Source organism: Micromonospora sp. U21, assembly GCF_018070045.1.
Classification (GTDB): domain Bacteria; phylum Actinomycetota; class Actinomycetes; order Mycobacteriales; family Micromonosporaceae; genus Micromonospora.
The window spans coordinates 346,227-371,610 of record NZ_JAGPYK010000003.1 but is presented as its reverse complement, the minus strand read 5'-3'; the positions used below and the strand labels follow the sequence as shown (position 1 = coordinate 371,610).

The 25,384-nt window shown below is 67.2% G+C and carries 30 protein-coding genes and 3 pseudogenes; 18 read left to right on the top strand and 15 right to left on the bottom strand.

Translation table 11 applies throughout. The features are described from left to right. The 4 genes from KBX63_RS06370 to KBX63_RS06360 all read left to right on the top strand — a co-directional run. Window positions 1-453: IS3 family transposase (locus tag KBX63_RS06370; RefSeq protein WP_210909195.1), on the top strand; the 453-nt coding region annotated here is incomplete at its 5' end. A gap of 109 nt (window positions 454-562) precedes the next feature. Continuing rightward, entirely contained in the window at window positions 563-871 is a 309-nt protein-coding gene (locus tag KBX63_RS36655) for a transposase (protein WP_374102190.1), read from the top strand. 998 nt (window positions 872-1,869) lie between these two features. Next, a complete protein-coding gene (locus KBX63_RS35050; RefSeq protein WP_247661759.1) occupies window positions 1,870-2,070 on the top strand; it encodes a hypothetical protein in 201 nt (66 codons plus the stop codon). A gap of 2 nt (window positions 2,071-2,072) precedes the next feature. Beyond that, window positions 2,073-2,516, top strand: a complete 444-nt coding sequence (locus tag KBX63_RS06360) for a 2'-5' RNA ligase family protein (protein ID WP_247661839.1) — start codon at window positions 2,073-2,075, stop codon at window positions 2,514-2,516. A gap of 35 nt (window positions 2,517-2,551) precedes the next feature. Here the strand turns inward: KBX63_RS06360 and KBX63_RS06355 are convergent, their stop codons facing one another. Next, window positions 2,552-3,181, bottom strand: coding sequence for an MBL fold metallo-hydrolase (locus tag KBX63_RS06355; RefSeq protein WP_210909193.1), 630 nt, complete (start codon window positions 3,179-3,181; stop codon window positions 2,552-2,554). Window positions 3,182-3,574: 393 nt separating this feature from the next. Here KBX63_RS06355 and KBX63_RS06350 point away from each other — a divergent pair, with 393 nt between their 5' ends. After that, window positions 3,575-4,294, top strand: a complete 720-nt coding sequence (locus KBX63_RS06350) for an SDR family oxidoreductase (RefSeq protein ID WP_210909191.1) — start codon at window positions 3,575-3,577, stop codon at window positions 4,292-4,294. 174 nt (window positions 4,295-4,468) lie between these two features. Here KBX63_RS06350 and KBX63_RS06345 read toward each other — a convergent pair whose 3' ends face one another. Further along, complete coding sequence (locus KBX63_RS06345; RefSeq protein WP_247661758.1) at window positions 4,469-5,506, bottom strand: hypothetical protein; 1,038 nt, start codon at window positions 5,504-5,506, stop codon at window positions 4,469-4,471. Between KBX63_RS06345 and KBX63_RS06340 the strand changes: the two genes are divergently transcribed. Further along, window positions 5,412-5,963 carry a TetR/AcrR family transcriptional regulator gene (locus KBX63_RS06340; RefSeq protein WP_374102191.1) on the top strand — a complete coding sequence of 184 codons (552 nt, stop codon included), beginning with the start codon at window positions 5,412-5,414 and terminating at the stop codon, window positions 5,961-5,963. The two genes, KBX63_RS06345 and KBX63_RS06340, sit on opposite strands and share 95 nt — an antisense overlap. A 242-nt stretch (window positions 5,964-6,205) precedes the next feature. Here KBX63_RS06340 and KBX63_RS06335 read toward each other — a convergent pair whose 3' ends face one another. Continuing rightward, on the bottom strand, window positions 6,206-6,661 hold the full coding sequence (locus tag KBX63_RS06335; RefSeq protein WP_196926089.1) for a DUF1772 domain-containing protein: 456 nt from the start codon (window positions 6,659-6,661) through the stop codon (window positions 6,206-6,208). A 194-nt stretch (window positions 6,662-6,855) separates the two neighbouring features. Between KBX63_RS06335 and KBX63_RS06330 the strand changes: the two genes are divergently transcribed. Then, window positions 6,856-7,476 carry a TetR/AcrR family transcriptional regulator gene (locus tag KBX63_RS06330; RefSeq protein ID WP_210909185.1) on the top strand — a complete coding sequence of 207 codons (621 nt, stop codon included), beginning with the start codon at window positions 6,856-6,858 and terminating at the stop codon, window positions 7,474-7,476. A gap of 497 nt (window positions 7,477-7,973) precedes the next feature. On the opposite strand, the gene KBX63_RS06325 is transcribed toward KBX63_RS06330, so the two are convergent. From KBX63_RS06325 to KBX63_RS06305, 5 genes and pseudogenes are all read right to left on the bottom strand, one after another. Further along, the gene (locus KBX63_RS06325; protein ID WP_210909183.1) at window positions 7,974-8,612 is read right to left on the bottom strand and encodes a hypothetical protein; all 639 of its coding nucleotides are present in this window, start codon (window positions 8,610-8,612) and stop codon (window positions 7,974-7,976) included. Next, window positions 8,605-8,754 (bottom strand): hypothetical protein, encoded by a 150-nt coding sequence (locus KBX63_RS06320; RefSeq protein WP_210909181.1) that lies wholly within the window; start codon window positions 8,752-8,754, stop codon window positions 8,605-8,607. The genes KBX63_RS06325 and KBX63_RS06320 overlap by 8 nt, the downstream gene beginning before the upstream one ends. 68 nt (window positions 8,755-8,822) lie before the next feature. Beyond that, window positions 8,823-8,987, bottom strand: a pseudogene (locus tag KBX63_RS35045) (transposase); the annotation flags it as partial. A gap of 208 nt (window positions 8,988-9,195) precedes the next feature. Further along, window positions 9,196-9,777 (bottom strand): HD family hydrolase, encoded by a 582-nt coding sequence (locus tag KBX63_RS06310; RefSeq protein WP_210909179.1) that lies wholly within the window; start codon window positions 9,775-9,777, stop codon window positions 9,196-9,198. Beyond that, window positions 9,774-10,901, bottom strand: a complete 1,128-nt coding sequence (locus KBX63_RS06305; protein ID WP_210909177.1) for a DNA-binding transcriptional regulator — start codon at window positions 10,899-10,901, stop codon at window positions 9,774-9,776. Before KBX63_RS06305 ends, KBX63_RS06310 begins: the two co-directional genes overlap by 4 nt. A 406-nt stretch (window positions 10,902-11,307) precedes the next feature. On the opposite strand from KBX63_RS06305, the gene KBX63_RS06300 reads away from it, so the two are divergent. Genes KBX63_RS06300 through KBX63_RS06290 form a run of 3 tightly spaced genes read left to right on the top strand, consistent with a single transcriptional unit; the run spans window position 11,308 to window position 11,869 of the window. Then, window positions 11,308-11,484, top strand: coding sequence for a hypothetical protein (locus tag KBX63_RS06300; protein WP_210909174.1), 177 nt, complete (start codon window positions 11,308-11,310; stop codon window positions 11,482-11,484). After that, window positions 11,481-11,699, top strand: a complete 219-nt coding sequence (locus tag KBX63_RS06295) for a hypothetical protein (protein ID WP_210909173.1) — start codon at window positions 11,481-11,483, stop codon at window positions 11,697-11,699. The genes KBX63_RS06300 and KBX63_RS06295 overlap by 4 nt, the downstream gene beginning before the upstream one ends. Continuing rightward, complete coding sequence (locus KBX63_RS06290) at window positions 11,696-11,869, top strand: hypothetical protein (RefSeq protein ID WP_210909172.1); 174 nt, start codon at window positions 11,696-11,698, stop codon at window positions 11,867-11,869. The genes KBX63_RS06295 and KBX63_RS06290 overlap by 4 nt, the downstream gene beginning before the upstream one ends. 257 nt (window positions 11,870-12,126) lie before the next feature. Here KBX63_RS06290 and KBX63_RS06285 read toward each other — a convergent pair whose 3' ends face one another. Further along, window positions 12,127-12,273 carry a tyrosine-type recombinase/integrase gene (locus tag KBX63_RS06285; RefSeq protein WP_247661756.1) on the bottom strand — a complete coding sequence of 49 codons (147 nt, stop codon included), beginning with the start codon at window positions 12,271-12,273 and terminating at the stop codon, window positions 12,127-12,129. A 335-nt stretch (window positions 12,274-12,608) separates the two neighbouring features. Between KBX63_RS06285 and KBX63_RS06280 the strand changes: the two genes are divergently transcribed. Then, window positions 12,609-13,370: an aminoglycoside phosphotransferase family protein gene (locus KBX63_RS06280; RefSeq protein WP_307871634.1), complete on the top strand. Its 762-nt coding sequence runs from the start codon at window positions 12,609-12,611 to the stop codon at window positions 13,368-13,370. Window positions 13,371-13,588: 218 nt separating this feature from the next. Further along, window positions 13,589-14,119 (top strand): GNAT family N-acetyltransferase, encoded by a 531-nt coding sequence (locus KBX63_RS06275; protein ID WP_210909249.1) that lies wholly within the window; start codon window positions 13,589-13,591, stop codon window positions 14,117-14,119. Window positions 14,120-14,449: 330 nt separating this feature from the next. Here the strand turns inward: KBX63_RS06275 and KBX63_RS06270 are convergent, their stop codons facing one another. Next, a complete protein-coding gene (locus tag KBX63_RS06270) occupies window positions 14,450-14,647 on the bottom strand; it encodes a hypothetical protein (RefSeq protein ID WP_210909171.1) in 198 nt (65 codons plus the stop codon). Between the two features lie 834 nt (window positions 14,648-15,481). Between KBX63_RS06270 and KBX63_RS06265 the strand changes: the two genes are divergently transcribed. Together KBX63_RS06265 and KBX63_RS06260 are read left to right on the top strand one after the other, a co-directional pair. Beyond that, window positions 15,482-16,270 carry a hypothetical protein gene (locus KBX63_RS06265; protein ID WP_210909170.1) on the top strand — a complete coding sequence of 263 codons (789 nt, stop codon included), beginning with the start codon at window positions 15,482-15,484 and terminating at the stop codon, window positions 16,268-16,270. 276 nt (window positions 16,271-16,546) lie between these two features. Then, complete coding sequence (locus KBX63_RS06260) at window positions 16,547-16,981, top strand: VOC family protein (RefSeq protein WP_210909169.1); 435 nt, start codon at window positions 16,547-16,549, stop codon at window positions 16,979-16,981. A 150-nt stretch (window positions 16,982-17,131) separates the two neighbouring features. Here the strand turns inward: KBX63_RS06260 and KBX63_RS06255 are convergent. After that, window positions 17,132-17,950, bottom strand: a pseudogene (locus tag KBX63_RS06255) (PPC domain-containing protein); the annotation flags it as partial. A gap of 373 nt (window positions 17,951-18,323) precedes the next feature. Here KBX63_RS06255 and rpmB point away from each other — a divergent pair. The 3 genes and pseudogenes from rpmB (at window position 18,324) to rpsN (ending at window position 19,035) form a co-directional block, all read left to right on the top strand. Then, a complete protein-coding gene (gene rpmB, locus KBX63_RS06250; protein WP_210909167.1) occupies window positions 18,324-18,560 on the top strand; it encodes a 50S ribosomal protein L28 in 237 nt (78 codons plus the stop codon). After that, window positions 18,560-18,727 carry a 50S ribosomal protein L33 gene (gene rpmG / locus KBX63_RS06245; RefSeq protein ID WP_210909165.1) on the top strand — a complete coding sequence of 56 codons (168 nt, stop codon included), beginning with the start codon at window positions 18,560-18,562 and terminating at the stop codon, window positions 18,725-18,727. Before rpmB ends, rpmG begins: the two co-directional genes overlap by 1 nt. Before the next feature lies 1 nt (window position 18,728). Next, window positions 18,729-19,035, top strand: a pseudogene (gene rpsN, locus KBX63_RS06240) (30S ribosomal protein S14). 666 nt (window positions 19,036-19,701) lie between these two features. Here rpsN and KBX63_RS06235 read toward each other — a convergent pair. Then, window positions 19,702-20,406, bottom strand: a complete 705-nt coding sequence (locus KBX63_RS06235; RefSeq protein ID WP_210909154.1) for a VOC family protein — start codon at window positions 20,404-20,406, stop codon at window positions 19,702-19,704. A 122-nt stretch (window positions 20,407-20,528) separates the two neighbouring features. Between KBX63_RS06235 and KBX63_RS06230 the strand changes: the two genes are divergently transcribed. Further along, on the top strand, window positions 20,529-20,921 hold the full coding sequence (locus KBX63_RS06230) for a nuclear transport factor 2 family protein (RefSeq protein ID WP_210909152.1): 393 nt from the start codon (window positions 20,529-20,531) through the stop codon (window positions 20,919-20,921). A gap of 191 nt (window positions 20,922-21,112) precedes the next feature. Here the strand turns inward: KBX63_RS06230 and KBX63_RS06225 are convergent, their stop codons facing one another. The 3 genes from KBX63_RS06225 to KBX63_RS06215 form a co-directional block, all read right to left on the bottom strand. Beyond that, window positions 21,113-22,567, bottom strand: coding sequence for an alkaline phosphatase PhoX (locus tag KBX63_RS06225; protein ID WP_210909150.1), 1,455 nt, complete (start codon window positions 22,565-22,567; stop codon window positions 21,113-21,115). A gap of 438 nt (window positions 22,568-23,005) precedes the next feature. Further along, window positions 23,006-24,187 (bottom strand): low temperature requirement protein A, encoded by a 1,182-nt coding sequence (locus KBX63_RS06220; protein ID WP_210909148.1) that lies wholly within the window; start codon window positions 24,185-24,187, stop codon window positions 23,006-23,008. Between the two features lie 213 nt (window positions 24,188-24,400). Beyond that, window positions 24,401-25,060 carry a DNA alkylation repair protein gene (locus tag KBX63_RS06215; protein ID WP_210909247.1) on the bottom strand — a complete coding sequence of 220 codons (660 nt, stop codon included), beginning with the start codon at window positions 25,058-25,060 and terminating at the stop codon, window positions 24,401-24,403. Window positions 25,061-25,384 lie beyond the last annotated feature (324 nt).

The following is a 25,384-nucleotide window of genomic DNA, read 5'->3' as shown; positions in this document are numbered from 1 at the left end:
ATCGTCGGGTGGAAGACCTCCGACCGCTGCGACACCGACATCATCCTCGCCGCCCTCGAATACGGCATCTGGTCCCGCGACGTCCGCGACGGCCAGTTGATCCACCACAGCGACAGGGGATCGAACTACACGTCTTTCCGCTTCGCGGAACGCTTACAGGACAACGGGATCCTGCCGTCGATGGGCTCGGTCGGCGACTCGTTCGACAACGCGCTGATGGAGAACTTCTGGTCGACGTTGAAGATCGAACTCGTCTACCGCACGAGCTGGCGGACCCGAGACGAGGCCGAGAACGCGATCTTCGCCTACATCGACGGCTGGTACAACACCCGCCGCATCCAAAAGGAACTGGGCTACCTCAGCCCCGACGAATACGAGACCGCCTGGCATACCCGCCAGCACGAACCAGCCGCGCCACCTATCGTCACCCCTGCGCCAGCCGGCAGCAGGTAACCACCGCTCCATCAAAGCGGGGGGAACTCACGCAGGTCCTGAGACTGGACAGCCGGCCGCGGGACTGTACAAATAACGGCTGATCGACCGATCAAGGGAGAGACGCCAGATGACGACCGAGACCACCGTGGGACAACCGGCCGCCAAGCCGGTGGGTGCGGTCTGGGACGAGCAGTTGATCGCGATGCTGGTCGATCGGGCTCGTGGTGACGGCCTGCAACTGACCGGCGAGGGCGGGCTGCTGCAGCAGCTGACCAAGCGGGTCCTCGAATCGGCGCTGGACGGCGAGATCACCGATCACGTCGGCTACGACAAGCACGACCCGGCGGGTCGGGGTAGCGGGAACACGCGTAACGGCAGCCGGACGAAGACGAGTGTCAAGCATCAGCCGGGACACGACAGCCAGCCGCCGGCATAGTTGACCCGTTGACTGCCGAATTCCCCTCTTAAGGATCAAGGCGGCCCGCAAGCGGGCCGCGCCGGCCGCGCTCGGCCTGCTGGCGGCGTAAGCACCGGCATCGGCCGGCGCGCCGGCCGATGGTTGCAGACTGCGCCAGGTACTCAAACCGATGCCTCCGGCGGGGATCTTCGACAGAGATAGGGCCGCCCACCTCCACCGTGAGTCCGGGCGAAGCCGAACAGACCTGCTTCCCGGTGTCAACACGGCGGATCGTTGTGTTGACACCGGGGAGCAGGTCTGTTCCACGATGTGCGGACTCACGGCGGAGATGGGCTTCAGGCAGACGCACCGACGCCGAGGCCATCGTTCGGTCGAGCAAGTCCCAGAACCGCCATTGATGCTGGGTCACACCAGCCGTAGATCGAGTGCTCTCTTTGGCTGTAGGAACCTCGCCGTGAACGTCGAAGACGACTCGCCGGCCGCCGCTTCCAAGGTATTCGTCTCCATGTCGTCCAGGTCCACGTGGACCGGCAAGCTGCTCTGTCGGTCCAGATGGACCCGTACCACATATGGGCCTGGTGCTACGTCGAAGCTTTGGCTGTCTCCACGCTCCAGGCGTCCGACGATCCGCCCATCGACTTCGATCTCCATGGGGCGAGACAGAGCAACGTCCAAGGCTCGACGAATCGTGATGACTGGCATGGTTGTCCTGCGCCTCTCTTCGCGTGGCTGTACAGCCATCAGTACAGCCAAGCCGGGCGACTCTAACCGCTCGGGACAGACGCGAGACGACGGGGCGAGCAGCTCAGCCGCAGTAGTCGACGCTAGCCGACAGTAGCCTTGATCTTTGCAAGGCAGGCGTTAGGGTTCGAGTCCCCGGGGCTCCACCACATCATTCGGCCTGGTCACGGGCTGTTTTCTCCCTCGTCGGATCGAGATCATCTGTCGAAGAGTACGACGTCACTCAGCAACCCGAAGACGCCGAAGGTCTCTCGGACATCTAGGCAGGTGACAAGATGCCCGCTCCGATCGAGCACGTCGACAAGATGCAGGACCACTGGTGGTGGCGACCAGGCTGGTCGGCAGGTCGCCACTTCTACGCCTGCCACTCCACCTTGGGCGAGCATGCCGAACTGGGGGAACTGGTCAGCTCTACCAGGAGGCGCTACGGCCGTTTCCCCGGCCTCGACCTCATCCTCTCCACCCGCTTCACTTGACGATGCAGGGGATCGGCTTCATTGACGACCTGGACGACGAGCAGGTAGCGCGGTTGGAGCATGGAATCCGAGAGAGGCTTGCGGAGCTTCCCGCACCTGTCGTCACGTTCCACCGCCCTGTCGTTCGTCCGGAGGCTGTCTACCTGCCAACTGACCCGCCGGCCCCCATCACGGCGGTACGTCACGCGGTGAGGGAAGTGATCGGCCACGTCCTGGGTGAGGACGACGTCGAGTTGGCGCCCGAGCATGTGCAGGGCTATCGACTGCATGTGAGCGTCGCGTACTCAAACGCCGCCCAATCTGCGGAACCCATCGCAGCCACGCTGGCGCAGGTTGAGGCAGAGCCGGTCGTGGTGACTCTCCATCACGTAGGTCTCCTTGAGTTCCACCGGGACCACCGGATGTACCAGTGGACCCACTCGGAGCAGGTGCCTATCGGCCGCTGAGCGGCGCGATGGTGACCCCACCTACATCCGCACTGTCAGGCGTCGACCCGGGTGCCCGGTTCGAGCCGGCGGTACTCCCCCTCGTAGAGCCGGCTGAAGTTGCCGTTCAGCACGCCCAGCCCGTTGTCGTTGAGGTACCCGTCGTGCAGCGCGTAGGCCCGGCGCGGGCCAACCGCCCGGAGGAAGTCCAGCGACTCGGAGAACTTCGTCCACGGGGCGTGAATGGGCAGGAAGAGGGTGTCGATCTGGATGTCCTCCGGCACGACGAGCGAGTCACCGGGGTGGTAGACCCGGTCGTCGACCAGGTACGCCAGATTGTCCACCACCGGGATGTCGGGATGGACCACGGCGTGCCGCCCGCCGTAGGCCCGCACCGGGATGCCGGCGGCGGTGAACCCCGAGCCCGGCTCCACCGGCTCGAGCAGGTCGGCCAGGCCGTCCAGAGTGGATGCCAGCGACGCCGGCCCGTGCAGGGTGAACGGGCGACGCTCGCGCTGCGCCGTCAGCGCCTCGACGTGCAGATGGTCAGTGTGCTCATGGGTGATCAGCACGGCGTCCACGCCGTCCAGGGCCTCACGCTCGCTGACCTCTCCCGGGTCGATGACCAGCACTCCCCCGTCGTGCTCGATGCGTACGCAGGAATGGCCGTACTTGGTCAGGCGCATTCGTGACTCCTCGATTATCGAATCGTGACTTCCTCAGCGCAGTCTGCCGGAACGGGCGCGGGCACCGCGCCTCGTCTGACCGATCACCACCCAGATGTCCCGCCGGCCCATGCGGCCCGCGCCCCATTCCACCGACGATCACGCACCGCCACACGGAGCGGCTAAATCGACCACACGTTCGATCCGGCCGGCTGCCGGCGATGTCGTACTCCGCATGACGCGTTACGTCGTGGCTTCACTTGAAGCGTGACACCCCGATCCGGCTGGTTGGCTACCCGCCGTGAACGGGCGGGCGGAGAGGCTGGCGCATCCGCTTCTGCCGATGAGCGGATGTCCGATCTTGGGAGGATCCTGTTGACCTCAACCAGAGTTCAGGTGCTTCACTGTCGGCCCATGGATCTTGATGGTTTGCGCGTCGCCATCACCGGCGCGGCACGTGGCACGGGTCGGCTTCTGGCCGAGGCGTTCGCCGAACGCGGCGCACAGATCTTCCTCTCGGCCCGCGACGTGGTGGCGGCCCGGCGGGTTGCGGATGCGATCAGCCAGCGGGGGGCAGGTCGGGCTGATGCGTTTCATTGCGACCTCGCCGCACCGGATTCGGTGCGTGGGTTCGCCGCGGCCGTGGCCGACCGGACGAGCTACCTCGATGTGCTGATCAACAATGGTGCCGCATACATCGAAGGTGACGACCTGGCAGACGTCTCGGACGACACGATCGAGAGCGTAATGGCTGCTGCGGGCGGGACCGGCACCGTGCTGCTGACCAAGCATCTGCTGCCGCTGCTGCGTGCATCGTCGCGGCCCGACGTCGTCAACATGATCTCCACATGCGGCGAGGTGGGGCACCGCCGCTCGGGCGCGCATCCCGCGTTCTACGCGGCCAAGCATGCCCACGCCGGGCTCGCTGAGATCCTGTCGCACCGGCTCCGGCCAGAAGGAATCCGGGTGATTTCCCTTTTTCCACCGGACTTCGTTCAAGATGGGCCGCGGCAGGCAGATAGCGACCTCACTGCGCAGTCGGTCATCGACTGCGTGGTCTTCGCGGTTGGTCAACCACGAGACTGCTTCATCCGCGAGTTCCACTTCGAGCAAGTACGAACTCCACACTCCTGAGCGCCCGCCGCGCCAAGCAGCCTGGCCAAACCGAGGATCCCCGGCGCAGGTCCCAGCGCTGAGAACGACGGCGTCGGAACGAAGAGCAGGTGCGCGGATCTGGCGATCCGCGCCGCACGCAGCGTGACGGCTGGAGCTGCCGCTCGCCATCCGGAACTGCTGATGAGCGGATGTCTATGCCTGCGCGCTCTCCGGCGGTTCGACGCGCTGCTGTGCTGGATGGCGACGCTGGCCGTCGGGTAGATCGGCCTGCCGATGGTCTGATCGAAATGACTCAACGGGACCGGTGCGTCGGTTATTCGGTATCGCCTGGATGGGAACGGATGTCGGGCGGATCAGGGTGATGCCGTAGGCGACGACCCACACGACCCAGATTAGCCAGCCGACAAGGCCGAGGAGACCGACCGTACCGGGGTCGTCGATGGCCAGAGGGCTCAGCACGGCCGAGCCGAACTGGAGTGCGGCGGCAAGCAGGCCGATCCCGCTGTGCCAGCGGCGGATCAGGCCGGCGCGTCGGCCGCTGATGGACAGGCCGGTCATGGCCAGTGCCAGGAAGGTGCCGTTGAAGACGAACAGCGCGTTGTGTAGTGCCCAGAGCCCGGCGATCGTGCTGCTGTCCTGCGCGGTCGTTGACGCGAGCGCGAGCCGGGTGGCCATCACGCCGGTGAAGGTGATGTTCTGCATGATCACCCCGGCGAACCCGACCAGGGACCAGGCTGTGCCTTGCTCGAGGTCGGAACGCCACAGCACGGAGACCGCGCCGGCGCCGAACAGGGTGGCCAGCACCCAGGCGATCGGGGCGAGTGCTGACGCGAGGCCGACGGTGTTCTGTTGGGTGGTGAAAAACTGGACAACGTCGTTGGTCTCAGCGCCGGTGTGGGGCAGGCCGGCTGGCACCAGGAAGGCGTTGGTGGAGGCGATCAGGATGGCGAAGCCGAGTCCGGCGAGTCCGGCGATCCGCGAGAACGTCCAGGTGTTTCCGACGCCGAGTTTACGTGACATACATTCAATATAAGGCTCGAAAACTGAAGGAGGCAAGCCATTGACCGCCGAGACAGGCAGGCGGAGGTACGAATCACTGCGCCGGGTGGCGCAAGCGGCAGAGACGAGGGGTGAGATCGCCAGCGCCGCTCGTCGACTGTTCTTCTCCCGCGGCTGGGCGGCGACCACGGTACGTGACGTGGCACGGGAGGCGGGGGTCTCGGTGCCCACCGTCTACGCGGTGTACGGGAACAAGACCGGGCTGATCCAGGCCCTGGCCGACGCAGCAGACATCGCCGCAAATCCATCGCAGTCGCTCGCCGAACTGGAAGGGGCCGAGAACGATCCGGTGCGGCAGCTCGCGGCGATGGCCGGCTACGACCGGCGGCTCTTCGAGCGTGCCGGTGACATCATCGCGCTCGTACGCGAGGCGGGCCGCACCGAGCCTGCGCTGGCGAGCGTCTACCGCGACGGCCGTCAGCGGGGGGACGAGACCAGGATCCAGGTGTTCTCGTCGTGGCCGGGCGGCGTTCTCCGGCAAGGACTAGACATACGGTCGGCCGTCGATATCTATGCGGCGATCTGCAACATCGACGTCTACACCACACTGACCGGCGAACGCGGCTGGCAACCCGATCAAGTCGAGCGCTGGTGGACCGAGGCCCTGGCCCGCGAACTCCTGACCTGAAGTGTCATGAGGCGCCTCATGACGGGCCGTCCTGGTACGGAAGATTACGAGGTAGACGACGACCACGAAGACCACGCCACCTCGTCCCACGGGCACCGCATCCAAAGCCAGGCGGGTACTGGCCGCGACTGACCGTCGGCAAGCCAATCGCATTTGATCCGGTATCCGCTTCTGTAATCCCCTACACCACAACGGATCCTGTCAACTCACTTCACGTGGTCAACGGGTAACCCAACACTCTCTCAGCCGACCGTGGCGACCGAGAGAGCGACGAGCAGGAAGGCCGCGAGATAGGCCCACGAACGGTATCCCTGAAACCACTCCCAGCGGTTACGGCGCTCTTGCCAGCGCTCCGGAGGGAAATCCTTGTCCCAGCGCAGTGTGGACAGGTTGATCGGCACGTTCACGACCACGGTCGTGACGATGCCCGTGGCCCAGGTCGCGGCCGCAACCCAACGCAACACCTCGGGCAACCCCGCCCCATCAGGGCGGGCCGCGTAGCTGATAGCCAGCACGAGCGAAGCCGTCATCAGCACCGGCATCACAATCCCGAAGGTACGCAGCAGACCCTGTTCGACCAGGATGTGGTCACGCGGCGCCAGACGCTTGACCACCGGATGCACAAAAGCATAGGAGCCGAACTCGGCGCACGCCGTGAACCCCAGCACCGCGACGGTGGCGAACATCAGCACGTCCATACCCGGTCCCCTCATCGTGCCGGACTGCACAGTGTCACGCCCCATCGGCGAGCTGTGCCGCAGCATCCGCGACGTGACACCGCACATGAGAAAGCACGGCTGGAGCCGATCGCCGCGATCGCCGGCGCTCACGCCGAGGTGGCCGATCGGCAGCGCATCGCAAAGATTATTGATTGATTGATAACATGTCAACCATGGGCCAGAAACGAATCTCCTCGTCCCAGCGACGCGCTTCCGTGCTCGCTGCGGCGATCCGGATCTTCGGTAGCAAGGGCTTCGCCGCAACCACCACGGCAGACATCGCCCGCGAGGCCGCCGTGAGCCAGCCCTACGTGGTGTCCCTGTTCGGCAGCAAAGACGCGCTCATCCGAGCCGCGATCGAGCACGCGCTCGACAGAGTGGTCGAGGTGTTCGAGCAGACGATCGACGACGACGCACCTGGCGACCTCGCACCGCGTATCGGTGTCGCCTACCTTCAACTGTTCAAGGAGCAGGGATTGCAACTCTGCCTCGCGCACGCCTTCACCGCCGGCACCGATCCGGAGATCGGGCCACTCGCCAGAGACGGCTTCCTCCGCGTCTACCGAGTGCTCGTCAACCGCGGCGATCTCACACCCGAACAAGCCAGTCAGACCCTCGCCGCCGGCATGATGGCCAACGTCATCCTCGGCTTACGTCTGGCCGACGACTATGACCGTGAACCCGTAATACGCGAACTCCTCTCGGCGACCTACCCGAGCAATGTCGAGCTCCTCAGGACCGTCACCGGTGCCTACGATGGCGTCGCCCCTCTACAAGGTGAGGCCGGCGTTTGATCCGCTGGTGGGTCAGGTCAACGACGGGACGGTCGGATCGTTGGGCTGCAACTGCAGCGCCCGATGGGGCGCCGACCGTTGTAGTGACGCGAATGTTCATTGAGCGTCCTCACCCGGCCTGCCAAACCACGCATCCTTCACCGAACGGGTGCTTCCCGACAACAGATGATCTGAGTCTCGACAACCCCAATCATCCCTGCCGGCAAGCCATCCGTTCCTCTCGTCTGGCGATGTTGCAGCGCATCCGACCATCCCGGCGTCCGGCGCTCACGCTGATCGAGTATCCGGATCTGCCACGATCCCGGTGCTGCCATCTCACGTCCACCAGTTACTCATTGTTGGCGGACGTGGGTGGCCGATCCGCCGCCGTCGTGCCGTCCCCAGCGCCTGGCCGGCGGAACCTCTGCACATCTCGCGTATCTGCCTCTGCATGAAGTTGGCTCCGGCAAGATTTTCGTAGCCGGAGATCGCCATGGCGTCCTGACCCGGTGACGGGCTCAGACTTCCTTATTGTCGACCCAGCGACAAAACGGGTCCGTGGTGTCCTCGTCGCCCATCTCGGCGGGCTCCGCCACGATCTCCAGCCCGGTCGCCGGGGCGGTGACACCGAAGGTGCGGTGCAGCCAGTCCCGGTAGGGCGCATTGACGATCTCGTGGTCGGCGTCCCACGGCTCGGGCGGCGCGCTGAACTCCTCGTTCCAGCAGATCTCCCGGTAACCGATCGCCAGCAGCCGCAGAAAGTCGACCGCATCGCCGGCGAGCACACACGTCATCATCGAACCGCTGCCCGAACCGAGATGAACGATCCTCACCTGTCCCCGACCGTCGCGCCACAGCGCGGCCATCGAACCCTCGCCACCGGTCTGCGCGAACGGCCACAACCGTGCGGCCGCATCCAGGACCGACTCGTCGAACCAGGACCGTGCGTACGACAGAGTCTGCTCGGCGGTGTAGCCACGCAACTCGATCGAGGTGCCCACCCAGCCGTTGTCGCTCAACGAGCCGTACAGATCCCCGTCGTGCCCTTTCACCACGAAACCCTGCTCGTCGACCCAGGCGAAGAGCAGGCGCAGCGGCTCCGGCAGGTCGAATCCGTCCGGCACCCGGGCCAGCGTCGTCTTGAGGAAGTCACCCACGCCCGGCAGCGTACGAGATCACCTCGCCCTCCCACAGTCCCAGCCGCACTGCACGGTCGCCGACGTGCAGGGTGCCGTCGACCAGCTGGCCGACCTCGTCGTGCTCCGGGTTCCAACCGCTCAGCACTCCCGCGATCACCAAGGCGAAGGGCTCCTCGCCGGAGGCGTCCCGCCCGACCCAGCGGCCACCGTCGTAGTCGTAGTCGTAGATTTGATGCCGTTATCGACCAGATAGAAGATCGCGTCGATGATCGCCCGACGGTGGTGTTTTTCCGGGCGTCCGCCGCCGGGGCGACGGCAGGCTGGGGCGCTGAGCAGGGGTTCGAGGATCTCCCATTCGGCGTCGGTGGTGTCGGAAGGGTAGCGGCGCCGGCGGGTTGTGCAGCCACATGCACAGACGGCATGGGGCCGCTGGCTGGCGGCAGGCCGGGCAGGGTTCAATGTCAAGGCGGGCTCTTGGGGCAGCAGGGTGTAGGAACCGTCTGCTTACCAAGAGCCCGTCTTTTATGGACGGCCGCCACGCCGACCGTCGCTCACGTACCACAAGTCCCGCCAGGCAGATCAGAAACAGGCTCTATAGGGCTCACTCCGGCGGCGGGGGAGGGGTGAGCCAGTCGAGGGGTTGTCCGCTGAGGGCGGCGTCGGCGAGGCGGTGGGCGCTGGCGGTCTTGAGTGCCGCTCGTGAACTGTCGATCCAGCGCTGGACGTTGTCGATGCCCTGGTGGCGGTATTCGACCGCTTGGACGAGGCATTCCAGCTTGTCAGCGTCGCGAGCGACGACGGCTTCCAGCGTCTCGCCGGCTTCGTATTCGGCGACGGCGGCGGTGATGACGCCAGCGACTGCGGGTGGGCAGGTGGCGACCTGGTCGGCGGTGACGGCGGTGTTGGGTACGGCGGTGAGGTAGCGCTTGGCGATGTGCGGGATGTCGGTGATCCGGGTTTCCTGGGTGTCGTGCAGCACGCAGAGCATCGATACCCGGGCCGGGTCGGCGCCTTCCATGGCGGCGAGCATCATCCCAATGAGCGCGGTCCGGAAGGAGTGTTCGGCGATGGACTCGGGGTGCTTGACGCCGGCGAACCACCAGCCGGTACGGGCGGCACGTTTGAGGACGCCGGCTTCGAAGATGAAGCGCATCGCTCCGGCGGCGTCGTGGTCGTCGCTCATCTGCCCGTCCCTGTGCCGGTGAGTCCGTCCGCCCGCAGGCTGTAGACGATTGAGGTTAGTTCCTGCCGCGACTGCGCCGAGATCCGGTCACTGTCCAGGAGCGGGACACTGCGGTCGAGGAGTGACCGAGTCGCGGCGGGGTTGTCGAGAGCGAGACCGCGTCGTGCGGCCAGCAGAGCCCAGACGTTGTGGATGTTGAGGTCGACGAAGGGGTGTCCTGGGTCCAGGCGCTGGACCAGGTGCCGAAGAAGGATCGAGCCGTGCCAGTCCGCGAGCGTCCCGGGCATGAAGGAGTCGTCGCCGTGGCGGTAAGGGATCTCGCCCACCCAGTAGGCCGAGTAGTTGAGGGCTGCTCGCTCGCAGGCGTCGTCCGGGTGTGCGTGGGCGATGAAGTCCCGCAAAGGTTCTGGGTCGCCCTGGTTGGCGAGGGACGTGACGACGGAGCGGGCGTCCGGCCACAGCGTTGACCAGGTGTGGAAGGTGGTCGTCCGGCCGGCGCGGGTTCTGCTCCGGGTGAGCCATCCTGCCGCCGCCTTGGTGGTGTCCATGCCGGCGAGGAAGCAGGCTTGCCGGTGCAGCAGTACGTACGGATCCCGTCCGGCGGCTGCGCGTTCGGCGAGCACGTGAAGGTGAGCGAAGAACGTGCGTTGCTCGTCGACGGCCAGGGTCGGCCCGGACGCGACCGGACCTCGCCGCGGGTGGGGGATGGGTAGCCCTCTGGCGAAGGTGGGTGTCTGTCCGAGGACGGCCCAGAGGATCAGGTCGGTCAGGCGGTGGGTGAGTACGGACCAGCCCAGCGGCTGCTCGGCGATGTCACAGCGGTCCACCTGTTCGTCGAGGACTGCGGCGAGGATGAAGTCTGCCTCGGCAGCGTCGTCGAGTGCGGCGAGCAGGACTGCGTTCGCGCCGAGCCGTCTGAGCCGGTGCCGGACGGAGACCGCGTGCCCGAGCGGCACCGCGGTGAATGGCCGCCGCCCGGATTCCCAGCTCTGCACGGTCACGCGGTCGACGCCCAGGCCTACGGCGAGCTGCTCCTGCGTCAGCGGGATGGACTCCCGGATCAGCTTGAACAGGTAGCCGGTCACCCCGCCGCGCTGTAGTGCCGATCGTTCGCGACCTGCCATCCGTCATCCCTACATTGACCGGTGGTCGACGTTCCCGCCGTGAAACCAACGCTGCGGAAGGGCATTTGGCCTGCTCACTCGTACTACGGGTGAGTCCAACCGCCGTCCCCGTGATCGTAGCGTCGCAGTTACCGAACGTTCCAGATCCGGTCCCGTGGTTCGGGTGTCGGTCATGGAGCGCTGCCCGGCGGAGGGAGGCAGTGATGCGGGACAGAACACCACCGTGGCGACGAGTGTCCTACGACCAGTACCTGATCGCCGTCGCGATGACCCTGGCGCGGCGACACCGCCCGGCATGGTCGTGGCGCAAGTGGGCGTGGGTCTGTCGCTGTGGAGTCGACCTGCCCTGCCGTAACCGACACCGCATCCCGATGAACCGGAAGCACTGGCCCGCCCAGGAGGAGCAATGAGCAACGAGGCGGAGCGGACCCTGGTCGCACATCTGCCAGGGACGGACGGCCTGTGCACCGGTTGTCGGGCGTGGTGGTCGCGGCTCACGCCGTACCCGTGCTGGCAGGTGAACTGGGCGACCAGCCGGCAGGCGCGGTCGCTGACGGCGGCGCTGCTCGGGGGCCGCGCATGACCACGCACGGCCCGGTGTTGCCGATCTGGAGCTGCGGCGGCGGCGACGCGCCCTGGCCCTGCCGTACCCGACAGCGCGAGCTGCGCGCGGAGTTCGACGGCGCTCCGATCTCCCTGGCTCTCTACCTGGGGGCTCAACTGGTCCGCGCCTCCGAAGACCTGACCTGGGTGCCGGCGGGGGCGCTGCACCAGCGCTTCCTCGGCTGGCTGCGATGAGCATCCTGCGGCCCGGGGACGAGAAGTTCCATTACAGCGACGGCTCCCACAAGTGGATCCCGCCGGAGCCGGACTACGACCAGGAGGTCTGGAACGAACAGGTCGGCCAGCACAAGCAGGGCCACCTGAGGAACGAGCGCCCGAAGGTGCGTATCCAGCGCCTCGTCTGATGCCAGCAGTACAGCAGCGAAGTACAGCAACCGTGCCAGCCGAACCGGGCCGAGACGGGCGCCAGCAGGCCGTTTGACCTCGCATCAAGCCCGATCCGACCCGCTCGCCGAGAGTTCACACCGAAGAGGTCACTGGTTCGATTCCAGGATGGCCCACCATGAATATGGCAAGCTCAAGGCCACTCAATTGAGGGGCCTTGACTCGTCTGTGAAGGTCACTCGTTGCCCGGAGGCAGCGAAAAGGCAGCGAAGGATTTCTACACCCGGCGCTCGCGCTCAGCCGTCGAGTGGGTGTAGCGGTTCAACGTCGTGGACGTCTGCTCGTGCCCCATCACCTTGGCCACGTCGTTGATCGGTACACCGTCGGAGACCAGCCACATCCCGGGCGGCCGACCCCGGTTCAACGGCCGCACCTCCTCACACCACCAGCGGCGTCATCGGCCGAGCCTCACTTGGTACCGCCGAGAAGGGCAAAGCCGCTCCTGAAAAGCCTCACCCGATCGTTCGGCGAGCATCAGCGAAGCCGGCATCGGACCGGGCCGGCCGGACTGCCGGCGTGTGATCCGGCAACTGATGCGCGACACGGCTCCGCCACGTGATTCGCGACAGCGCCACGAACCTGCGGGCACATCAGTGCGTCGGGACGTGCGGATCTGGCCGATGTGAGCGAGCGGCCATGCGACCGGGCCGGCGTGACGCGGTCAACCGCGCAGTCGCACGCAATAAAACGGTGACGTCGGTGGCCAGCTCCGCGACACTGGCCGACGTGGAAGAGGTCGAGGTCGTCGTCGCCCATTCCGAGCGCGCGACCGTGCGCGTCGGCGACGTGTTCCTGAAAATCGACGCTGATCAGACTCGCACCGATGTCGAGGTCGAGGCGATGGCTATGGCGCCGATCCCTACCCCGAAGATCCTGTGGCGGAAGCCGCCCGTGCTCGCTCTCGCCGCCCTCCCCGGGACAGCACTCGGCCGCCTCGGCGAGCCGTCGACCGCATCTTCGGCGGCGTGGGCCGCGGCCGGTGCCGCCGCACGGATGCTGCACGACGCGCCGTTGCCGCCATGGCCCGGTCGCCGCCTCGACGAGTTGGCGTCGCGCCTCGACGGTGAATGCGAGTGGCTCGTCACGAACGGCCTTCCCGCTGACCTGGTCACGCGCAACCGCCGGGTTGCCGAGGCTGCGCTTCGGCCGTGGATTCCGGTGTTCATGCACGGCGACCTGCAGATCGCCCATGTGTTCGTCGACGACGACGAGATCACCGGCGTGGTCGACTGGTCCGAAGCGGGCCAGGGCGATGCCCTGTACGACCTCGCCAGCTTGACGCTCGGACACGAGGAGCACCTCTGCGACGTCGTCGCCGGCTATGGCACCGACGTCGACCTGGACGTCATCCGCGCGTGGTGGTCACTGCGAAGCCTGTTGGCGATCCGCTGGCTGCTAGAACACGGCTTCGACCCGGCCGCGCCGGGCTGCGAGGTCGACGTGCTGAAATCCCAGATGTGAGGCCGCACGAGCCCGCCTGCCACGAGTGCCGTACGTGATCTGCGTGTTGCGGTGCCGTTCGATCAAAGCCGATGAGCGGGCACGTCGTCCGCCCGCCGCCGAGAAAGCCCGTTGCGAGTGGCCGGCATCAGATGTCTGGTTGATCGGCCACCGATCCCTGGAGAGAACATGACGCGCACGTCGCTGCCCACGCCCACGCTGCCCACTGCTCCCTTCGGCTGCGTCCCTTCGACGACGCGGATGCGGACGACCTCTTCGCGCTGCACAGCAGCGCCTACGTGCTGCGCTACTGGGACGCGCCGCCGTGGAGCGAACGCGTGCGCTCTGAGCAGTTCATTACGGCTTGCCGGCAGATGGCAGAGGGGGGCACCGGGGCGCGGTTGGCCGTGGATCGTGTCTCCGGCGGGGCGTTCATCGGCTGGTGCGGCCTGAACCGGTGGAATCCGGACTACCGCAGCGCATCGCTGGGCTACTGCTTCAACGATGCAGCGTGGGGCCACGGCTACGCGACGGAGGCCGCGCGCGCTTTGCCGCGGTGGGCATTCGACACGCTGGACCTGAATCGCGTCCAGGCTGAGACCGATACACGAAACGTGGCATCTGCCAGCGTGCTGGAGAAGCTCGGGTTCGTGCGTGAAGGGACGTTGCGGGAAGACTGCGTCGTGAACGGCGAGGTCTCTGACTCGTGGGTCTACGGGCTGATCAGGCGAGAATGGCGGCCGTCGTCCGAGCCGGTGCCCGCCCGCTGAGTCCTTGTTCCCTCGCCCGACGTGGCCCGGCATCCGGGTGCTTCACGCCGTAGACGACGGCGACGGCCGGCGGACAGTTGCCCGAGGTCGCGCACGCACGAACACCGTCGGACGAAGTGCCCAGAACCTGCGGCCCACAGAGGGCGGGTCGATGGCCGACGGGTTGGCGGGAGTGAGCTTGTTGCTGTCTGGCACTAGGTGGGATCTGCCGTTGAAGATGACCGCACGGGCGTTCGTTGGCAGCGACCGAACGGCCGGTCGTGAGGGTGGCAGAGATGTGGTTGGGTATTCCATATGAATGGCGCCGGCTGGGTTTCGCTAGTAAGCTCGTCAGCCTCCCTGCTGATTTCTCTCGCCGCATTGGCTTTTACAGGGTTCTCCTTTCGGGATAGGCGACGGCAGGATCGCCGAGATCTGTTCCTCAAAGTTCACGAGCGGTTGCTCGACCCTGATCTGCAGCGCGGGCGCAGACTTCTCTTTTCTCATGCTCAGACCGTTGAGGCGGTCATTGAGCTGCGAGATCAGCACCTGGAAGAGTTCGACTTGATCAACCGCTCACTTGCCATGTTTGACGTCGCCGGGATGTATGCGGCAAAGAATTACATAGATGGGCGCGACTTCCTTGCTGAGTGGGGTCTTTCCTATGGGCGATGCTGGATCGCTGCCGACGCCTTTTTGCAAGTCAGATTCGGCAGTGTTCCTGGCGGAGACGCAAGGGGGTGGCCCCACTTTCGGAGACTGGGTCCAGTGGCTGCAGGTGCCCTGGACCCGATTCCCGCGCCAAGGCCGTCTGACCTGGGCAGCCAGGCGAGCCCCGCGGAATGAAACAGGCTCGAGCGAGAGCGGACGTCCATGGACCCTGATGGACTGTTCAGCCGATTCAACGCCGGTGCTCGCGCAGCTCATCGACAACAGATCATTTTTCGGGACGAACGGGTCGCCGTGTCCGATGAGCCGGCGCGCGTGCTCCCGACGATGCCGTTCGGCGTCTTCGCCGAGATCGAGCGTGGCCCAGGGCCGTGGCTGTCGACAGCAACGGTGACGGCGACCGGGGCCGCTCGCCGCCGACGTGAGCTGGCACCAGATGGCGGCGGACGACAGCCTGATACCGGCGGTGGGATTGGCGTTGCGGGCTGCCCGGGCGAGGGAACTGGTGACCGCGGTTGCTCGTCCAATCACCTCAGGTCCGGGCCGCTCAACCGCCCGGCGGGCGTTGGAACGGGAGAGAAGATGAGCGGGAGCAGAAACCTGATAGCTGTCGCGGCGGTCGGGATATTGCTTGGGGGCTGCGGCGGGCAGGTCGGGTCGGAGACAGCGGCTCCGGGTGGGGCCCAGGCCGCCGCTTCGGGACCCGCACCGGCTGTGTCGCCGCAGACCGATCCTGTCGCGCTGATCGGTTCCTGGAAGGTGGCGGAGGTCGACGAGGGCGCGGGTGACATTCTGCAGCTCACACCGGACAGGCACGACGGTCTGCTGTTGTTCGACCGCTGCGGCGTGGTGATGGGGACGTGGCGGGCCAATGTCAACGGCCTGTTCGTCGCCGGCGCCTCCGGACGATCAGTTTCCGACAACGACGCCCGGGAGTGTCGCCCCGGTCCTGAGCTCATGACTCCGGCCTGGCTGCGTCGGGCCAGCGCCTTCCGGGTGGAGGGCGACAGCCGCGTTCTGCTTGACGTCCAGGGCGGGCACGTGGCCCGGCTGCTGCCCGGCGCGAAGCCCACCCCCGGGCCGAACCTGTTGCCGTCTCCGGCGGAGTTGCCCGTGGTCACCGACGAGGTCCGGCGTGCGTTCGCGCCGGCCGCCGCGCTGCCGGAGGCTCTGACGCCGGCGAGCCGTGACACCCTGCTCGGTCGATGGGTGCCGGTTGATGCTCGGCCGGGCAGGTTCAGGTCCGGGGGGCCGTACGTGGAGCTGCGCGACGACGGCGGATGGCGCGGTTCCGACGGCTGCAACGGTGAGGGAGGGCGATGGGTCGCCGGACCGGCAGGTGACTTCCTCGCCACCAGCGGACCCACCACGCTAATGGGCTGTGACAACGTTTCGGTGGGTGTCTGGCTCTCCAAGGCGTGGCGGGCAGGGCTGGACGGCGAAGTGCTCGTGCTCCTCGACGCCCAGGGCGGGGAGACGGGCCGGCTGCGGCGCGACAGTTGAGGCGGCCGGGTTCTGTCTGCGGTACTGTCCGCGCTGACGCTACGGACGTCAACGACCCGGTGCCGTCTGGGAGATCGCAGGGTGCAGGGGTCAGTAGCTGACGGTGTCGCCGAGGCGAATGAGGGCATCCCGGGTCGCCCTGGTATCGACATCGTCGAGGTCGTCATCCCACGGCTCAAGGTTCCACTGATCGTTGAGTGGCGGCCGCATGCGCCACAACCTGGCCACGGGCGGGCCCGTGGAGACGACGAAAGGCCCCGCCCCTATGGTGGACCGATGGCGTCGATCAAGCAGTTCCAGGTCACCTTCGACTGCGCAGAGCCTGAGCGCGTCGCCCGTTTCTGGTGCGAGGTGTTGGGGTACGTCGTGCCGCCGCCACCGGAGGGGTTTGCCACCTGGGACGAGTTCAATCGCGCGCTGCCGCCTGAGCATCAGGGTTCGGCGTTCGCATGCAACGATCCCTCAGGTGTGGGCCCGCGGCTGTTCTTCCAGCGCGTTCCCGAAGGCAAGGTCGTCAAGAATCGGCTGCATCTTGACGTGCGGGTCGGCACCGGGCTCGTGGGTGAAGAGCGCCTGGCCGTACTTGAGGCCGAATGCGCACGACTGGTCGCGCTCGGCGCGGTACGCGTACGACTACTGCTTGCCGATGACGACAACGAGTCGTGCCTCGTGATGCAGGACATTGAGGGCAACGAGTTCTGTCTCGCCTGAGTGGCCGCGAACGTGCACCTCGTCGAGCATCAGGTGGGACGCAAGTGTCAGGCATCAGGCGCCTTGGCGATGGCGTCGCGGCCTGGGGTCCGGTGCGCAGGAGTCCATCCCCGTTGGGTTCGGGGATGGGCTCCTGCGCCGTGTGACGAATCAGTTCACGGTGCCGATGGAGACGGCGCCGCGGCCGACGACCGCGCCCTCCGTGGTCACGACGGCCAACTCGCCGAACAGCTCACGCCCGGCGCCCGGGGCGGACTGGGCGGTCACCGTACCGGTGAGGGTGGCCGTGGCGCCGTTGGGTAGGGCGAGCGCGGTGCTCGGGGTGGCCAGGGTGCCCAGCGACGGGGCCGAGAACGAGTCCCGGTAGTCGTAGGCGGTGCTGGTTCCCGGCCCGTCCACGGCATATCCGTCGACGACGACCCGGTACATGCCCGCCGGTGGGTTCGCGATGGTGACGGCTTCTTCGGAGTCACCGTCGGCGGCCTGGCCGACCTGGACATCGCCGCGGAACACCGTCAGGTCCAGATCCGCGCCCAGGTTGGCGGTGTTGCCGATTCGTGCCGTGAAGAGGGTGGCGCCTTCCGGAACGTCCACCAGGTACTCCTGCTGGGCACCCTCGGCGATGGTCGGCCGCTCGGCGTGCACGCTCGACGGCGGACCACCCTGACCGGTCACCGCGACCGGGCCGAAGGTGTTGGTCAGCGTCCAGTTCGCCGAGGTCGGCTCACCGGCGCTGACCGACGGCAGCTCGATCACGGACGGCTCGACCTGCACGCCCTGCACCCGCGCCCGAAGCTGGAACGGGTTGTTCAGCGCCGGCGAGGTCCGCCGCGACTCCACCTCGATCTCCCATACCCCAGCGATCGGGTTCTGGTAGTCCCGCTCCTGCGGCTTGCAGGCCGCGGCGTTGGAGAAGTTGGTGTAGCAGGCGGTACTTGCCGTGCTGTCCACCGGCACGCCGTACGGGTTGGAGCCAGTGGTGACGACGGCATCGCAGTCCTCTCAACATATATGAAAACGATTGTCATTATAGACACCCGGAGTGCGTGGACATGCGGAGGGGTCCGGGCCGTACGGGCCCCCGGCCGCAACTCCTCACCCGCTCTGGGCTGTTCGACCCGCCCTGGAGTCGATCCCTACGCAGGCTGTGAATGTCCACACCACACGGTGCGCGTGAAGCCAACGACGCCTCCAGTGGCTCTACCCGCGGTGGTGCCGGCCGCCGCTCTCCCCGCCGCGCCCGCGTGCCGATCGCGGACCCCGATGTGGATCCACCCGGTCGGCTGATGTAGAAATGAAAACGGTTGTCGTTACAGTCAGGCCGTGATGAGAAGGAGTCCGTGTGTCCAGACGATGTGAGGTCACCGGTGCGAAGCCGAGCTTCGGCAACGCCGTGTCCCACTCCCACCGGCGCACTCGCCGCCGGTGGAACCCGAACCTGCAGAACCACCGCTACTGGCTACCGTCCGAGCGTCGGTGGGTCCGTCTCACCCTCACTGCCAGGGCGTTGAAGACCGTGGACCGCAAAGGCGTCGAAAAGATCGTCGCAGAGCTGCGAGTCAGGGGCGTGAAGATCTGATGGCCCGGCAGACCGACATCCGACCGGTGGTCAAGCTGCGCAGCACCGCCGGCACCGGCTACACGTACGTGACGCGCAAGAACCGCCGCACCAACCCGGACCGGCTGGTGCTGCGCAAGTACGACCCGATGGTCCGCCGGCACGTCGACTTCCGCGAAGAACGCTGACATGGCGAAGAAGAGCCTCGGTAAGCGGCAGGCCCGCCGAGAGACCCTCGTCGCACGGCATGCCGACCAACGTGCGGAGCTGAAGCGGACCATCGCCCACCCGGACACTGATCCGCCGGTACGGGCGGACGCGGTCCGCCGGCTGGCGCGGATGCCGCGCCACTCCAGCCCGGTGCGGCTTCGCTCGCGGGACCAGATTGACGGACGGCCGCGGGGCGTACTCGCCCGCTTCGGGCTGTCCCGAGTGCGATTCCGCGAGCTGGCGCTGCGCGGCGAGTTGCCCGGCATCCAGCAAGGCCTCCTGGTGACCGCGGTCGGTCGACCGTCCCGCCAGGGTGGCCCTGGTCGCTCAGGTCGCTCACCGTCCGGTCGCCGACCGGACGGGTGGGTACCGAACGGCGCGCAGTGGGCGCGCCGTGGGCGTTCAGCGCCCAGGGCGGCTACACCCTGACGTTCCAGGCCGATGCGATTTCCGCCTCAACCCGGACGCCGCTGATCGCGTCTCACTCTGCATCCGCGCGCGAACGCGAGGCGGACGCGACCTGGAGGTGGCGTGAGTCGGCACGACGACGACGAACAGTTCCGGCTGTTCGTACAACGACAGTGGGGGCCGTTGCTCCGAACGGCCTACCTGCTGACAGGCGACCGGGGGACAGCCGAGGACCTGGCACAGTCGGCGTTGGAGAAGACCCATCGGCGCTGGGGCGGGTACTGCGCAGGGACGCGCCCGACGTCTACGTACGCCGGGTGATGGTCAACACGGCGATTTCCTGGCGGCGTCGGCGGCGGCCGCTGGAGGTGCCGCTGCTGACCTCCGACAACGGGCCGACGCCGGACGCGTACGCGCAGGTGGAGGAGCGGCAACTGCTTCCGCCGAGCAGGTTCAGAACCGGGGCGGCCCACCAGCGAGGCTCCGCTGGGCTCGATGCCGTCACCGTGGACGGCCTTGAACGCACTGTCCGGCCGTGCTGTTGTCAGTTGCCTTTCACGCGGAACTCGTTGCCGTCGGGATCGGCCAGCACGACGGCGCCGTCCTCACCGACCTCGAGCCGAGTGGCCCCGATGGAGACCAGCCGGTCGACCTCCGCCTGCTGGTCGCCACCGGTCGGGGCGAGGTCGAAACGCTGCCGGTTCCTTCCCTCTTTCGGGGCCACGGGCGGGCCGGCCCACGCGACCTTTGTGCCGCCGTGCGGTGACTGGATCGCGGTCTCCTGGTCCTGGTCCCACACCAGCGGCCAGCCCAGCGCCTCGCTCCAGAAGCGGCCGACCTCCTGGGTGCCTTCGCAGGTGAGTTCCCCGAGCAGGCCGCACCCGGCGAGGAAGGCGTTGCCCGGCTCGATCACGCAGAACTCGTTGCCCTCGGGATCCGCCAGGACGATGTGCCCCTCCTCGGGGCGCTGCCCGACGTCGAGGTGGCCGCCGCCGAGCCCCAGCGCCGTCGCCACCGTGTGCTGCTGGTCGGCGGGGCTGGCGCTGGTCAGGTGAAGGTGCATGCGGTTCGGCCCCACCTTCTTCGCGCGGCTCGGGACGAACTGGAGGCTGAGCTGGGTGTCATCGCCAGGCAGGAGTGCACCACCGGCGTCCTCGACGACCTTCCGGCCGAGCACTCCGGCCCAGAACTGCGCCAGGCGAGCCGGGTCGTGCGCATCGAAGGTCACCGTCAGCATTCGCGAGAGCATCACTGCACCGTAGACACGGGCCAACAGGACAACAAGGCGGTTTCGGCGGAGTCGATCAGTGCATTACCCGCGGCTGGCCGGATCCCGCCGCCTGCCGCCCGTCGGATGGCAAGGTGATGTGCATGAACAGGAAGCACGTCGACGATTGGCTCGCCGCCTACGAGCGGGTTTGGCGGACGCCGGGCACGGCCGAGCTGGTCACGCTCTTCACCGAGGATGCGAGCTACCAACAGGGGCCGTACTGGACGCCGGTCGTCGGCCTGCCGGCCATCGCCCAGATGTGGGAAGCGCAGCGCAGAGGTCCCGACGAGGTGTTCCAGATGACCAGGGAGATCGTGGCGGTCGACGGCGACACCGCGGTGTCGCGCCAAGAGGTCCGCTACGGCGACCCGGTCGACCAGGAGTACCGCGACCTGTGGATCATGCGATTCGCTCACGACGGACGTTGTCGGTCGTTCGAGGAGTGGCCGTTCTGGCCGGGACAGCAGCCGGCCAACCCTCCGGACGGATCGTGACCCGAGAAACTCGCATCGGAAGTTCTACGCCGTCCCTACCGGCCGGAACCGCCCGAGTCACGTCGCCGACACGGGCATCGACCTGCGGCAGCAAACGCGGCCCGGAACGCGAGGGCGTCGGCCGGACGTGGCGTCGCGGGAGCGGTGGGGGCAGGCGGATCGCCTGACCCCCACCGGTCGATCTGGCTCCGTTAGCCCAGGTACTTCTCCCACGGTCCGGTGATGGCCAGGGTGAGGCCGGGGTCCTGCATGTTGACGAAGAGCACCTCCCCGTCGGCGGTGAAGGTCGGCCCGCAGAACTCTGAGTCGTTGAGCTGGTTGCGGGCGATCGCGTACGTCGGGCCGCCCGGGACCGTGCTGAGCACGTGGGACGCGCCCGAGCCGTCCTCGGCGAGCACGAGGCTTCCCCACGGGGTGACAGTCACGTTGTCCGGGCCGTCGAAGGTGAGGTCGTTGTACCTGACCGGCGTCCCTTCCTCCGAGGCGGTCTGGTGCGGGAAGTACGTCACCAGCTCGATGGTCTGGGCCTTGTAGTTGTAGAACCAGACCATGCCGTCGTGCGGAGCCGCGTCCGCCGGCAGGTCACCGTCGTCCCAGGCGTAGGAGTTGACCACGTACACGCCCTCGTCGGTGCCCCACACGCCCTCGAACTTGCGTCCGCGGGTGACCTGGCCATCGGTGAACTGCTCGCGCACGGGCTTGTTGCCCGCGTCGCGGTCAGGCACCTCGATCCACCGCACGGGGAAGGGGCGGCCCAGCTGGGCGGAGGTCAGGTAGGCGACGTCCGGCAGCACCGAGCCGTCGTCCATGATGATCTGCATCGCGGCGAGGACGCCGGCGTTGGGTGCGAGGCGGGTGAGCACGTCGGGCCCCAGCTTGACGCCGCGTGGCGCCGTCCAGCGGTAGAAGAGGCCGTTGGGCCCGTCGGCGTCCTCGGAGAGATAGATGCTGGTGCGGTCCCTGTCGACCGCCAGGGCCTCGTGGGAGTAGCGGCCCAGGCACTTGATCGGCCTCGGGTCCGCGCTGCCGTCGGCCCAGACTTCGAAGACGTAACCGTGATCCTTCAGGAAGACGCCGGACCGACCGTCCTCCTCCCAATCGTCGCCGGCCCGGTCCTCGGTCTCCTCACAGGTGAGCCAGGTCCCCCACGGGGTCGGCCCGCCGGCGCAGTTGGAGACGGTGCCGGAGAGGGCGACGAACTCACCCAGGTTCCGGCCCGCACGGTCAGTTCTGATCACGGTGCAGCCACCGGCGTCGACGGCGCCCGAGTCGTAGACCGTGCCCTTGACGTGCGGTACGCCGAACTCGGCGCCCGGGTCGATCTCGTGGTTCTGGATCAGGTTGTAACGGCCGTGTCCGACGTCGTAGACGGCCATGCCGTCGTGGTCGGCCGGGGTCATACCCTGGCCGCGGTCGAGCCGGGTGACGCCTGTCCGGGTAACCACGGTGTAGCTGAAGCCCCTGGGCAGGGCCAGGATGCCGGCGGGGTCGTCCACGAGCGGCGGGAAGGGCACGTGGCCGGCCTTGACGGGCGAATGGGGCCGGCCCGGGCTGGCCTGCGCCAGGGACGGCAAGCCGCCGGCGATGGCAAGGCCCACGCCGGCGGCGGCGCCGCCAGCGAGGAAGGTACGACGAGAGGAAGGCACGTGGATCAGCTCCTGGTCAGGACAAGTGCGACGACGGACAGCCAACTCCCGCGGACAGACACCGACACGTCACCCGTGGGATCGATTGGTGACATCGGAGTGAAGAATCAGGGCTACTCACGCATCGTCAAGCCGGCGGCGTGCCACCTGCGGAAACACGGCGGCACGCAAAGCCGACCGTTTGCTGGTGCGGGCGGAGGGTAGTTGGGTGGTTATGACCAGGCCTGAGCAGAGTCAGCAGGAGAGAGCCCTCGAGACCGGCGAGGTGTATCAGGACGCCGAGGGTCGCCGAACGACGGACCCGGGTTCCGGGGCTGCGCACGCCGACAGTGAAGCCGACCGCAACGCGGAGCACCTGAAGCGGGGCGAGGTTGGGCCGCGCGTCCCGGAGGAGTAGCCGGTCCGGAGACAGCCTCGGGATGTGGGCGACACGTTCGGCTAGCCGGGTGGTGAGGGCGGCTCGGGTGAGCGCCCTCGAGCGCGCGCTGCGTCGGATGCGGCGATTCCGGCCAGGACGAGGGCAGGTCCCGTGGCGACCAGCAGCGGCGGCAGGAAGAACGCCGCCGGCGATGTCGCGGCGAGTGCGAGGACCCCGATCGGCCGGGAGCGGGAGACCCGACCGAACACCTCGTACTCGAACATGCCCCGACCGGCGAGGAACAGCGCGGGTCCGCCGAGGATGACGATGATCCAGGCCGGTGGGGTGTGTCCGAGCGGGTGCTCGATGACGAGCTCGTCGCCGACCGCGATGACGACGATGCCGGCGACCATGAGCAGGTGGGCGTACAGCGCCGGGATGACTGCGCGGAGTGGGTTGGGGGCGGCTGCGATGGCCTCCGCCAGCAGGCCACCGGCGCGATGGATGTAGATCCGCCACAGCAGCGCCGTGGTGGCGAACGCGATCACGACCGCGGCAATCCGGTCAGGCTGGAACCTGCCGCGGCTGAACGTCAGGCCGCTTACCAGGATGAGTTCGCCGAGCGCGATGATGAAGAACTGCCGGAAGCGTTCGGCTGCGTGCACGCCGTAGACCGCGAACTCGGATGTACGCGCGAACGCGCGGCCCAGGCGCGGTGTGGGCAAGCCGAGTGAGACTGACCCGTACTCCACGGCCACCGCCAGCGCCCACAGGACCGCACGGGCGGTGTCGTGCGTGAGAGCACCTGCGATCCACGGCACTGCGGACACACCGAACCAGAAGAGTTGCCGCGCGAAGACGCGCTGCCCCTTGTGGCCCCGCAGCAGGAGCACCCCACCGGCGTTGCGGCCGACCTGAGTGGCGACGTACAAGCCTGCGAAGACCAGGCCCTGCTCGCCGAACGCCTCCGGCGCTGCGGCAGCCATCAGCAGGGTGCTGAACATGGTCGCGATCACCAGCAGCTGTATCAGCGGCTGCTGCGGGTCCAACCTGTCGGTGAACCTGGCCGTGTTGGCCCAGATCGCACACAGAGCGAGGAGCAACACCAGCGTCTGGAAGGCGCTGCTCCAGCTCAGATCCTCCAACAGTTCCTGCGAGAGCCGTGCGAGCACGAAGACGAACACCAGGTCGAAGAACAGTTCCAGGTACGTGGCTCGTGGTTCCTCGGGTCGTCGCAGGAGTCCGGCTGCCCCACTCGTCATCCGCTCGCCCGTTTCTGCGGCTCTGTCCAGCTTTCGGTAGTTCGTACCACAGACCAGCGCCGTCAGATGCGGATGCGCCAGGGTGAGCCCAGGTTCGAGTACTCCGCTCATCCGACGGACATCGCGAGTCAGGTTACGACGCTGTCGCGTACGGACAACGTCAAAAGCGCGCCCACGGTGTGAGGCGCGCTGCAGATTGATGTAGGGCGTCTCCTAGGTATCGCGCTGGCGGCGCACCATCTCGCTGATCCAGATGGGCGCAAACGGAGACGTGCAGCCCGGGGGAGTCGGGTAGTCCTTGAGCACCTCCAGGTGCTCACCGATGCCGATCGCGCGGGCGCGATGCTCGGCGTGCTCGATCCCGATCTGAGCCAGACAGTGGTTCATCGCCCACTGGAGGCGAGCCGGAGCGTCCTTCATCTCCGCCTCGATGACGTCGAGCAGCTCTGGAAGGTCGAGGCCCTCGGGCTTCTTCGCCACACGTTCGGTGGTCAGCGCCCAGCCGGCACTCGCGACCACTGGATTCGGATCGGCGGACCAGGCCAGTCGTAGCTCTTCGGAGTGCGGGTTCTTCTTCACCACGTAGTTCACGAGCCAGTCGTGCACCTTGGGCGTGCGCGCCTCGCGCAACATGGCGTCCAACTCGTCACGCTCGAACGCCTTGGGTCGGCAGATCAGGATCGCCAGCAGTCTCGCCGCGTTGTCATCCGTCGCCCAGAGCCGGCATGCGAGTTCCTGCTGCGTCTTCAGGCGCTTCGCGAGCGCGCGCAGCTTGCCGAGGTTCACACCGTGATCGTCACCGTGTTTCTCGTTCACCTTGCGTGCCTTCGGGTCCTCGAGCTCGGCCAGCTCGGCCATCACCTCGGCCACCATCGTCTCGGTCAGCGTCGTCCCGGCCACCTCAGCCTCCTGTCCATCGCGCGAGATACAGCCTACGACGCAAGTCGGCCACCTGTCGTACACGCCGATTCGGCGGCAGCCCGCGACACGAGATCCCCGTCTCAACACGAGCAGGACCGCTCGGTCGTGCAGGACGCCAAGGAAGCCGCGCCCCAACGGTGCAGGATCAACTGCACCGTTGGGGCGAAGCCGTGCGCAAGGGCCGTTCCAGCCGCCGAGCCAACGCCGAAGCGCCTCCGAACCGCCGGTTTGTTGACCCTGCCCAGCGTTGCTCTGGGTCGGAAGCTACGAACAGCC

Excerpts from the sequence above, each read along its gene's own strand:
- KBX63_RS06330 (WP_210909185.1), top strand. The coding sequence starts at position 6,856 with ATGGGCCAGAAACGAATCTCCTCGTCCCAGCGACGCGCTTCCGTGCTC.
- KBX63_RS06235 (WP_210909154.1), bottom strand. The coding sequence starts at position 20,406 with ATGCTCTCGCGAATGCTGACGGTGACCTTCGATGCGCACGACCCGGCT.
- KBX63_RS06260 (WP_210909169.1), top strand. The coding sequence starts at position 16,547 with ATGGCGTCGATCAAGCAGTTCCAGGTCACCTTCGACTGCGCAGAGCCT.
- KBX63_RS06290 (WP_210909172.1), top strand. The coding sequence starts at position 11,696 with ATGAGCATCCTGCGGCCCGGGGACGAGAAGTTCCATTACAGCGACGGC.
- KBX63_RS06220 (WP_210909148.1), bottom strand. The coding sequence starts at position 24,187 with ATGACGAGTGGGGCAGCCGGACTCCTGCGACGACCCGAGGAACCACGA.
- KBX63_RS36655 (WP_374102190.1), top strand. The coding sequence starts at position 563 with ATGACGACCGAGACCACCGTGGGACAACCGGCCGCCAAGCCGGTGGGT.
- KBX63_RS06360 (WP_247661839.1), top strand. The coding sequence starts at position 2,073 with ATGCAGGGGATCGGCTTCATTGACGACCTGGACGACGAGCAGGTAGCG.
- KBX63_RS06295 (WP_210909173.1), top strand. The coding sequence starts at position 11,481 with ATGACCACGCACGGCCCGGTGTTGCCGATCTGGAGCTGCGGCGGCGGC.
- KBX63_RS06310 (WP_210909179.1), bottom strand. The coding sequence starts at position 9,777 with ATGAGCGACGACCACGACGCCGCCGGAGCGATGCGCTTCATCTTCGAA.
- KBX63_RS06350 (WP_210909191.1), top strand. The coding sequence starts at position 3,575 with ATGGATCTTGATGGTTTGCGCGTCGCCATCACCGGCGCGGCACGTGGC.
- KBX63_RS06305 (WP_210909177.1), bottom strand. The coding sequence starts at position 10,901 with ATGGCAGGTCGCGAACGATCGGCACTACAGCGCGGCGGGGTGACCGGC.
- KBX63_RS06230 (WP_210909152.1), top strand. The coding sequence starts at position 20,529 with ATGAACAGGAAGCACGTCGACGATTGGCTCGCCGCCTACGAGCGGGTT.
- KBX63_RS06300 (WP_210909174.1), top strand. The coding sequence starts at position 11,308 with ATGAGCAACGAGGCGGAGCGGACCCTGGTCGCACATCTGCCAGGGACG.
- KBX63_RS06215 (WP_210909247.1), bottom strand. The coding sequence starts at position 25,060 with ATGGTGGCCGAGGTGATGGCCGAGCTGGCCGAGCTCGAGGACCCGAAG.
- KBX63_RS06355 (WP_210909193.1), bottom strand. The coding sequence starts at position 3,181 with ATGCGCCTGACCAAGTACGGCCATTCCTGCGTACGCATCGAGCACGAC.
- KBX63_RS35050 (WP_247661759.1), top strand. The coding sequence starts at position 1,870 with ATGCCCGCTCCGATCGAGCACGTCGACAAGATGCAGGACCACTGGTGG.
- rpmG (WP_210909165.1), top strand. The coding sequence starts at position 18,560 with ATGGCCCGGCAGACCGACATCCGACCGGTGGTCAAGCTGCGCAGCACC.
- KBX63_RS06335 (WP_196926089.1), bottom strand. The coding sequence starts at position 6,661 with ATGGACGTGCTGATGTTCGCCACCGTCGCGGTGCTGGGGTTCACGGCG.